This window comes from Brevundimonas sp. (assembly GCF_030656255.1).
Lineage (GTDB): Bacteria > Pseudomonadota > Alphaproteobacteria > Caulobacterales > Caulobacteraceae > Brevundimonas.
In genome coordinates, this window is record NZ_JAUSOE010000072.1 from 1 (window position 1) to 8,207 (window position 8,207).

Annotated in this window: 11 protein-coding genes; all 11 read right to left on the minus strand. The window is 65.8% G+C overall.

The annotated features are described in order from the left end of the window. On the minus strand, positions 1-829 hold an 829-nt coding region (locus tag Q7J26_RS07620; RefSeq protein ID WP_304935885.1), incomplete at its 3' end, for a pyruvate dehydrogenase complex E1 component subunit beta. A 3-nt stretch (positions 830-832) separates the two neighbouring features. Beyond that, positions 833-1,861, minus strand: a complete 1,029-nt coding sequence (pdhA, locus tag Q7J26_RS07625; RefSeq protein WP_304935886.1) for a pyruvate dehydrogenase (acetyl-transferring) E1 component subunit alpha — start codon at positions 1,859-1,861, stop codon at positions 833-835. A gap of 133 nt (positions 1,862-1,994) precedes the next feature. Further along, complete coding sequence (locus Q7J26_RS07630; RefSeq protein WP_370651923.1) at positions 1,995-2,294, minus strand: septum formation initiator family protein; 300 nt, start codon at positions 2,292-2,294, stop codon at positions 1,995-1,997. Positions 2,295-2,433: 139 nt separating this feature from the next. Beyond that, positions 2,434-3,711: a phosphopyruvate hydratase gene (eno, locus tag Q7J26_RS07635; protein ID WP_304935888.1), complete on the minus strand. Its 1,278-nt coding sequence runs from the start codon at positions 3,709-3,711 to the stop codon at positions 2,434-2,436. Positions 3,712-3,799: 88 nt separating this feature from the next. Further along, positions 3,800-4,417, minus strand: a complete 618-nt coding sequence (locus Q7J26_RS07640; RefSeq protein WP_304935889.1) for a hypothetical protein — start codon at positions 4,415-4,417, stop codon at positions 3,800-3,802. Between the two features lie 110 nt (positions 4,418-4,527). Then, positions 4,528-4,710: a 50S ribosomal protein L32 gene (gene rpmF / locus Q7J26_RS07645; RefSeq protein ID WP_035305966.1), complete on the minus strand. Its 183-nt coding sequence runs from the start codon at positions 4,708-4,710 to the stop codon at positions 4,528-4,530. A gap of 145 nt (positions 4,711-4,855) precedes the next feature. Then, the gene (locus Q7J26_RS07650; protein WP_304935890.1) at positions 4,856-5,380 is read right to left on the minus strand and encodes a GNAT family N-acetyltransferase; all 525 of its coding nucleotides are present in this window, start codon (positions 5,378-5,380) and stop codon (positions 4,856-4,858) included. Beyond that, on the minus strand, positions 5,377-5,937 hold the full coding sequence (locus Q7J26_RS07655; protein ID WP_304935891.1) for a sugar O-acetyltransferase: 561 nt from the start codon (positions 5,935-5,937) through the stop codon (positions 5,377-5,379). The genes Q7J26_RS07650 and Q7J26_RS07655 overlap by 4 nt, the downstream gene beginning before the upstream one ends. Next, a complete protein-coding gene (locus Q7J26_RS07660) occupies positions 5,934-7,049 on the minus strand; it encodes an NAD(P)/FAD-dependent oxidoreductase (RefSeq protein WP_304935892.1) in 1,116 nt (371 codons plus the stop codon). The genes Q7J26_RS07655 and Q7J26_RS07660 overlap by 4 nt, the downstream gene beginning before the upstream one ends. Continuing rightward, positions 7,046-7,498: a type II toxin-antitoxin system RatA family toxin gene (locus tag Q7J26_RS07665; protein WP_304935893.1), complete on the minus strand. Its 453-nt coding sequence runs from the start codon at positions 7,496-7,498 to the stop codon at positions 7,046-7,048. The genes Q7J26_RS07660 and Q7J26_RS07665 overlap by 4 nt, the downstream gene beginning before the upstream one ends. Before the next feature lie 7 nt (positions 7,499-7,505). Continuing rightward, positions 7,506-8,207 (minus strand): lipoyl synthase (locus tag Q7J26_RS07670; RefSeq protein WP_304935894.1); only part of this gene is annotated, 702 nt, incomplete at its 5' end.

Consider the following 8,207-nt stretch of genomic DNA (forward strand, 5'->3'; position numbering starts at 1 on the left):
GGGCGACGACCTTCAGGCCCGGAACCTGGGCGTACCACGCCGAATAGTCCTGGCTGTGCTGGGCCGCGACGCGGCTGGCCGCGCCGATGGGACCGCGGAACACGATCGGCGCGCGGATCTGGCCGCCCGACATGTACAGCGTCTTGGCCGCCGAGTTGATGATGTGGTCGATGGACTGCATGGCGAAGTTGAAGGTCATGAACTCGACGATCGGCTTCAGCCCGGCCATGGCCGCGCCGACGCCGAGGCCGGCGAAGCCGTGCTCGGTGATCGGGGTGTCGACCACCCGCTTGGGTCCGAACTCCTGCAGCAGTTCGCGGCTGACCTTGTAGGCGCCCTGATACTGGGCGACCTCCTCGCCGATCAGGAAGACGGCGTCGTCGCGGCGCATCTCTTCGGCCATGGCGTCGCGCAGGGCGTCGCGGATGGTCGTCTTGACCAGCTTGGCGTCGGCCGGGATTTCCGGATCGCGCAGTTCGACCTTGGGAGTCGAGGTCTGGGCCGGCGCCTTCTCGGGATCGCCGGTCTTGCCCTCGGCGGTCGCCTTGGGCGTATCGGCCTCGGCCTTCGGCGCGGGCGCAGCCGCGCCGTCTTCGCCGGCCAGACGCGCGATCGGCGTATTGACCTTCACGTTCTCCGAACCCTCGGCGACCAGGATTTCCAGCACTTCGCCTTCATCCACGGCCTCGACTTCCATCGTGGCCTTGTCGGTTTCGATCTCGGCGATCACCTGGCCGGCCGACACGGTGTCGCCTGCCTTGATGTGCCATTTGGTCAGCGTGCCCTCTTCCATCGTGGGGGACAGCGCCGGCATGAGGATGTCGGTCACGGCTCAGGCCTCCACGTAGACGTCGGTGTAGAGCTCGGAGGGATCGGGCTCCGGGCTTTCTTGGGCGAATTGAACGGCCTCGGCGACGATGGCCTTGATCTCGTTGTCGATGACCTTCAGCTCTTCCTCGGTCGCATTGGCGGCGGCCAGCAGGGTCTTGATGTGGTCGATCGGGTCGCGGGTCTTCTTGACCTCGTCCACCTCTTCCTTGGTCCGGTACTTGGCCGGATCGGACATCGAGTGACCGCGATAGCGGTAGGTCTTCACTTCGAGGATGTAGGGGCCCTCGCCGGCGCGGGCGCGCTCGACGGCCTTCTTGACCGCGTCACGAACGGCCAGAACATCCATGCCGTCCACCTGCTCGCCCGGAATGCCGAAGCTGGCGCCGCGCTGGCTCAGCTGGGTCGTGGACGACGAGCGTTCGATGCTCGTGCCCATGGCGTACTGGTTGTTCTCAATGATGTAGATGGCCGGCAACTTCCACAGCTGGGCCATGTTGAAGCTCTCGTACACCTGACCCTGGTTCGAGGCGCCGTCGCCGAAATAGACGAAGGCCACCGAATCATCGCCGCGGTACTTCCCGGCGAAGGCCAGACCCGTCCCCAGCGACACCTGGGCGCCGACGATGCCGTGACCGCCATAGAAGCCGGTCGGCACGTCGAACATGTGCATCGACCCGCCCTTGCCGCGCGACGAACCGCCGATGCGGCCGGTCAGCTCGGCCATGACTTCCTTGGGGTCCATGCCCGCGGCCAGCATATGGCCGTGGTCACGGTAGCCCGTGATGATCTTGTCGTGACCCTGTCGGACGCTCTCCTGAACGCCGACGGCCACGGCTTCCTGGCCGATGTACAGGTGGCAGAAGCCCCCGATCAGACCCATGCCGTACAGTTGGCCCGCGCGCTCCTCGAAGCGACGGATGAGAACCATCTCGCGGTAAAAGCGGAGGAGGTCCTCCTTGGACGCCGATGGCGTGTTTAAAAGCTTGTCAGGCGCAGTGGTCTGAGTGGCTTTGGCTGGGGCTTTCGCCATCCGGCATCTCCCGGCTAGGCGCCGGGGAGCGACGCCTTCTTATCGTTACGGAAGGGGGCTTTAGCAGCCTTCCTTCCCGGAACGCAAAGGGGTGCGGGCTTGGCTGTAACAATAGTTCAAGCGGCAAGAGTTTTTACCCTTGAACGGGTTGAGCCTGAACGCGGATCACATAGTCGCGCGGATCCGAGAAGCCGAGAACGGCGCGCGCGCGTTCCTCCAGCAAGTCTTTCGACAGGCTGTCCGTGCGCAGATAGCGCACCCGCGTCTCAAGGTCGCGGCGCTGTTCGGTCAGATGGGCGAGCTGGTTCTCACGCTGCCCCATCAGGGCGTCACGCGACGATCCGCTCAACAGGCCGCGCTCGCCCGTCAGAGCCTGAACGCCCAGATAGGCGAGCAGCAGCAACAGGGCGAGGGACAGGCGGTAAGGTTTCATCCGTTCGGGCACGACAAACGCTCCTTCTGAGCGCGAAAAACACAGTTCAGAACCTGTGCCCGAAAATGCCTAATGAAATGTAGCTTGACCGTAAGAAAGTCGGCGAAGAACACTGATTCTTCGCCGACAATTCACCGGTTTAGCGCAGCAGCATGCCGTCGCCGAAATAGACGGCCTGGTCGCCCAGCATCTCTTCCAGGCGTAGCAGCTGATTGTATTTCGCGACCCGATCCGAGCGGGCCAGCGAGCCGGTCTTGATCTGTCCGCAATTCGTGGCGACCGCCAGGTCGGCGATGGTCGAATCCTCGGTCTCGCCCGAGCGGTGGCTCATCACCGAGGTATAGCCGGCGCGGTGGGCCATATCGACGGCGTCCAGGGTCTCGGACAGGGTGCCGATCTGGTTGACCTTGATCAGGATGGAGTTGGCCAGGCCTTCGCCGATGCCGGCGGCCAGACGGGCGGGATTGGTCACGAACAGGTCGTCGCCGACCAGTTGGACCCGGTCGCCCAGACGTTCGGTCAGCAGGCGCCAGCCGTCGAAATCATCCTCGGCCATGCCGTCCTCGATCGAGACGATCGGGAAACGCTCGCACAGGTCGACCAGATAGGCGGCCATGCCCTCGGCGTCGACGGTCTTGCCCTCGCCCGCCATCACGTATTTGCCGTCCTTGAAGAACTCGGTCGAGGCGACGTCCAGCCCCAGGTGGAAGTCCTCGCCGGCCAGATAGCCGGCCGCCTGGCCCGCCTTGGTGATGAAGCTCAGGGCTTCTTCGGCCGAGGCCAGGTTCGGGGCGAAGCCGCCCTCGTCGCCGACGTTGGTGTTGTGGCCGGCGTCCTTCAACTGCTTCTTCAGGGCGTGAAAGATCTCCGTGCCCATGCGCAGGGCGTCGGTGAAGGTCTCAGCCCCGGTCGGCAGGATCATGAACTCCTGGATGTCGATCGGATTGTCGGCATGGGCGCCGCCGTTGATGATGTTCATCATCGGCGTCGGGAGGACGCGAGCCGAGACGCCGCCGATATAGCGGTGCAGCGGCAGGCCGGCCGAGATGGCGCTGGCCTTGGCGGCGGCCAGGGACACGCCCAGGATGGCGTTGGCGCCCAGGCGGGCCGTGTTGGGCGTGCCGTCCAGATCGATCATCGCCTCGTCCAGACGGCGCTGGTCCTCGGCGTCCATGCCGGACAGGGCGTCGAAGATCTCGCCGTTGACGGCGTCGACCGCCTTCTGCACGCCCTTGCCGCCCCACAGATCCTTGTCGCCGTCGCGCAGTTCGACGGCCTCGTGGGCGCCGGTCGAGGCGCCCGAGGGGACAGAGGCGCGGCCGAAGGAGCCGTCGTCCAGGATCACATCGACCTCGACCGTCGGATTGCCCCGGCTGTCGAGGATCTGGCGGGCGACGATGTCGGCGATGTCGGTCATGGTTCGGCTCTTTGTCTCAGTCGAAAACAGGTTCGAGGGGTTTAGCCCTCTCCCCGCGAATCGCCAATGCCTGCGTCGTCGCCAGGCCTCAGGAACAGCCCTCGACCAGCTGGATCGACGGATCGCCGGCGTGGACCATCATCACCTTGCCGTCGGACCCGACCTCATAACGGATCCCGCGCGCCGCAGGATCGGTGACGAAGGCGGTCGATCCGCCGCGCGACCAGACGAACAGATCTTCCGCCGGCGCCGACTGATATTTGTGCGCCTGGGCGAAGACGGCGCCGCCATAGGCCTGTTTGATCGCCATGCCCGTGTCACCGACGCCGAAACCGCGGTCGGTCTTGATCGTCGCGCCGCGCGACAGGGTGATTCGGCTGAGCACGCCGTTCTGGATCATGACCCGGACATCCGTCGGCGCATTGACCGGATGAAACTCGTCGCAGGTCGCCGGATCGGAACCGCCGACGGCGTTCGGTTGCGAATCCTCGCCCCAGACCTGAACCAGATCGGCGCGTGTCATGCCGATTCGCGCCGCGCCCAGACCGTCTGCGGTCAGGGTAGAGGCGTCGACCGGCGCCGGCGGAGCTGCTTCGGCAGGCGCGGGCGCAGCGGCCGCAGGGGGCTGGGCCACAGGGTCGTCACGACGTTCGCAGGCGGCGAGCGTGAGCAGCGCCAGGGCGCTGACGGCGGCGAAACGGATCATGGGCATGCGTCCTTCTGAGAAGCGTCGCCGCACAGAACGCACGAAAACGGCGCGCGGGGTACCGCGCGCCGTAATAAACTTCGTCCGGCCGAAGCCAGGGCCGTGAAAGACTAGTCTTCCTTCGGCGTGATCACCTGGCGACCGCGATAGGTGCCGGTCTTCAGGTCGATGTGGTGCGGGCGCTTCAGCTCGCCGGTGTCCTTGTCCTCGACATAGACGTTCGAGCTCAGGGCGTCGTGGGCGCGGCGCATGTTGCGACGCGAGGGGGATACTTTCCGCTTCGGAACGGCCATGTCCGTCTCAATCTTCTAAGTCGGGCGCCGCCCAGAGCCGAAGCCTGATCAAGCGCGAAAACGATAGCGGCGGCCCCAGTCCTTCGTGAGAAGAACGCCGAGCCGCCACGCGAGGCGCGGCTTATGCATGAACCGCACGATGATTTCAAGGCGTCTTGAACGACTTCCAGCGATCACGGTCCAGGCCGAAGTAAAGACTGTCCATCCAGACGCCTCCGACCAGCCAGGTCCGGGTGGCGGCCCCCGTCTGCTGGAAGCCCAACCGCGTCAAAAGCCGAATGGACGCCGCATTGGCCGGATCGACATCTGCGGTCACCGTAGCGATATCCCGTGTGGCCATGACATGGTCGATCACAGCGGTCAGAGCCTCCGTCGCCAAGCCTCGCCCCCAATAGTCCGGGTGCAGGATGTAGCCGATCTCGGGCAGCCGCCAGAATCCCGCCTTGCCGATGACCCGGCCCTGCGCCTCGATGACGAAGTCGTCGCTGGTTTCCGGGGCGGCGGCGATCATGCTTTCCAGCCACTCCGCCGTCTTTTCCCTCGTCTCATGCGGTGTCGTCGACCACCACCGCATGGCTTCCGGCGACGAAAAGACCTGATGCAGATCATCGACATCGCCTGGTCTCGCCCGTCGTAGAACGAGGCGCGGCGTGACGAGTTGACGGATCACGGGGTGGCGTTCCGCGTCAGATGTTTGACCACCTTGGCCGGGTTGCCGACCACGACGACGTCAGGCGGCACGTCCTTGGTCACGACGCTGCCCGCTCCGACGACGGCGCGATCTCCGATCGTCACGCCCGCCAGAACGATGGCCCCACCGCCGATCCACACATCGTCGCCGATGGTGATCGGTCGAGCGGATTCCAGCCCGCGACGTTCGACGGCGTCCAGCGGATGTTCCGGCGTCAGAAGCTGCACCCCCGGCCCCGCCTGGAAGTTGTCGCCGATCCGGATTTCGGCGCAGTCCAGAAACACGCAGTTGGCGTTGGCGAAGGCTCGCGCGCCCAGGTGGATGTTGACGCCATAGTCGCAGAAGAAGCCCGGCATGATCACCGCCTTGCCGTCGGCCGCGCACACCAATTCATTGACCAGGGCGCTGCGCCGGTCGCGATCCGGCTCGGCGTTGATGGCGACCGTCAGGCCCACGGCCCGAGCCCGGCCGTCTCGCAGATCAGGATCGCCCGGATCATAGGCCAGGCCCGCCAGCATCTTCTCGCGTTCGGTCATGCGGTCTCCGTCAGGACCACAGCCACCGCCTCGCCAATGGCCAGCGAGCTGGTCAGGCCGGGGCTTTCGATGCCGAACAGGGCCATCAGACCGTCGATGCCGTGATGTTCGACGCCGTGCAGTTGGAAGTCGGGCTGCGGCTCGCCCGGCCCATGCAGCTTGGGGCGAATTCCGGCGTAGTCGGGCGTTAGGGCGCCGTCGGGCAGGCCCGGCCAGAAGCGGCGGATATAGGCGGCGAACACCTCCGCCTTGGCCGGATCGACCGAATAGTCCTCGGTCTCGACATAGGCCAGGTCGGGGCCGAACACAGCCTGACCGCCCAGGTCCTTGCGATAATGGGTGCCCAGGGCGCCGGGGATGGGCGGCGGATAGATCAGCCGGTCGAACGGCGCCTTGCCGACCAGCCGGAAATAGATCCCCTTGCCGAAATGGCCCGCCGGAATGTCGCGGGCCGGATAGCCCTCGATGGTCGCCGCCACGGCCTGGGCCGACAGACCAGGCGCCGTGACCAGCAGGCGGCTGGTGACCTCCATCGCCCCCTCCCCGCCCACGCGAACGCGGAACCCGCCGCCCAGCAGTGATTCGGCGCCCTCGAACGGCGCCGAGACCACGACGGAGCCGCCCGCATCCTCGATCTCGCCTTGCAGGGCCAGCATATAGCCGTGGCTGTCGAACAGGCCGCTCTCGGGCGACAGGATGGCGGCGTGGGCGTTCAGCTCGGGTTCCAGCGCCCGCGCCTGGGCGCCGGTCAGGTGCTCCAGCCCCTCGACCCCGTTGGCCGTCGCCTGTTCGAAGATGGCCTCAATCCGCTCGACCTCGGCCGCCTCGGTCGCCACGACCAGCTTGCCGCATTTGCGATGATCGATCTTGCGGCTGGCCAGGAAGTCATAGAGGGCGCGCCGCCCCTCGACGCAGAACCGCGCCTTCAGCGATCCGGTCGGATAATAGAGGCCGCCGTGGATGACCTCGGAATTGCGCGACGAGACGCCCTGGCCGATGTGGCCTTCCTTCTCCAGCACCAGCACTGTCAGGCCCCGCTTCGACAACGCCCGACCGCAGGCCAGGCCCACGGCCCCGGCGCCCACTACGGTCGCGTCGAAATCAAAGCTCATCGCGGGCCGTACCTCCGTCGCGCCTCGGCTTCGAAACAGCCGATCAGCTTGCTGACCGCAAGGTCGAAATTCGCCGACAGCATCATGTCGAGCATCCGCGACTTGAAGGCGAAGTCGATCATGAACTCCAACCGCGCGCCGTCGGGATGGGGGAAAAACTCCCACCGGTTCTTCAGATGCTTGAACGGCCCGCGCAACAGGCCGACCTCGACCTTGGGCGCATTGCGGTCATGTCGGACCCAGGTAGCGAATCGTTCCTTCAGGAAGGCGAAGCCGACCCCGGCTTCAGCGTCCAAGACGGTGACGCCCTCGGCCTCGGTCCGTTCATTCGTCACGCGCATCGTCGTCACCCAGGGCACGAAGTCCGGATAGGCGCGCACGTCGGCGACGAGATCGGCAAGCTGTTCGGGCGCATAGGGCAGAATGCGCGTGACGTTATGGACGGCCATTCGAACCTTAGCGGCGCAGCTGCGCCTCGCGCGCCGCTTTCAGCCGGGCGAAATCGTCGCCGGCATGGTGCGACGAACGCGTCAACGGGCTGGAAGACACCATCAGGAAGCCCTTGGCCCGGGCGATCGCTTCATAGGCCTTGAACTCTTCCGGCGTGACGAACCGGTCGATGGCGGCGTGTTTGCGCGTCGGCTGCAGGTACTGGCCGATGGTGATGAAGTCGACGCCGGCGGACCGCATGTCGTCCATCACCTGCATGACCTCTTCCTTGGTCTCGCCCAGGCCGACCATGATGCCCGACTTGGTGAACTGCTCAGGATCGCGCTCCTTGACCATCTGCAGCAGGCGCAGGCTGTGGAAGTAGCGGGCGCCGGGACGGATCTTCAGATACAGGCGCGGTACGGTTTCGAGGTTGTGGTTGAAGACGTCCGGCTTGGCGTCGATCATCACCTCAGCGGCGCCGTCCTTGCGCAGGAAGTCGGGCGTCAGGATCTCGATGGTGGTTTTCGGCGCCTGCAACCGGATCTGGCGCACCACTTCGGCGAAATGGGCCGCGCCGCCGTCGGACACGTCGTCGCGGTCGACCGAGGTGATGACGACGTGGTTCAGACCCATCTGCGACACGGCCAGACCGACCTTGCCTGCCTCCTCCGGGTCCAGCGGCTGGGGCAGGCCCGTCTTGACGTTGCAGAAGGCGCAGGCGCGGGT

Coding starts and splice junctions, on each gene's coding strand:
- Q7J26_RS07655 (WP_304935891.1), bottom strand. CDS start 5,937: ATGACCGAACGCGAGAAGATGCTGGCGGGCCTGGCCTATGATCCGGGC.
- rpmF (WP_035305966.1), bottom strand. CDS start 4,710: ATGGCCGTTCCGAAGCGGAAAGTATCCCCCTCGCGTCGCAACATGCGC.
- Q7J26_RS07665 (WP_304935893.1), bottom strand. CDS start 7,498: ATGGCCGTCCATAACGTCACGCGCATTCTGCCCTATGCGCCCGAACAG.
- Q7J26_RS07660 (WP_304935892.1), bottom strand. CDS start 7,049: ATGAGCTTTGATTTCGACGCGACCGTAGTGGGCGCCGGGGCCGTGGGC.
- pdhA (WP_304935886.1), bottom strand. CDS start 1,861: ATGGCGAAAGCCCCAGCCAAAGCCACTCAGACCACTGCGCCTGACAAG.
- eno (WP_304935888.1), bottom strand. CDS start 3,711: ATGACCGACATCGCCGACATCGTCGCCCGCCAGATCCTCGACAGCCGG.
- Q7J26_RS07630 (WP_370651923.1), bottom strand. CDS start 2,294: ATGAAACCTTACCGCCTGTCCCTCGCCCTGTTGCTGCTGCTCGCCTAT.
- Q7J26_RS07640 (WP_304935889.1), bottom strand. CDS start 4,417: ATGATCCGTTTCGCCGCCGTCAGCGCCCTGGCGCTGCTCACGCTCGCC.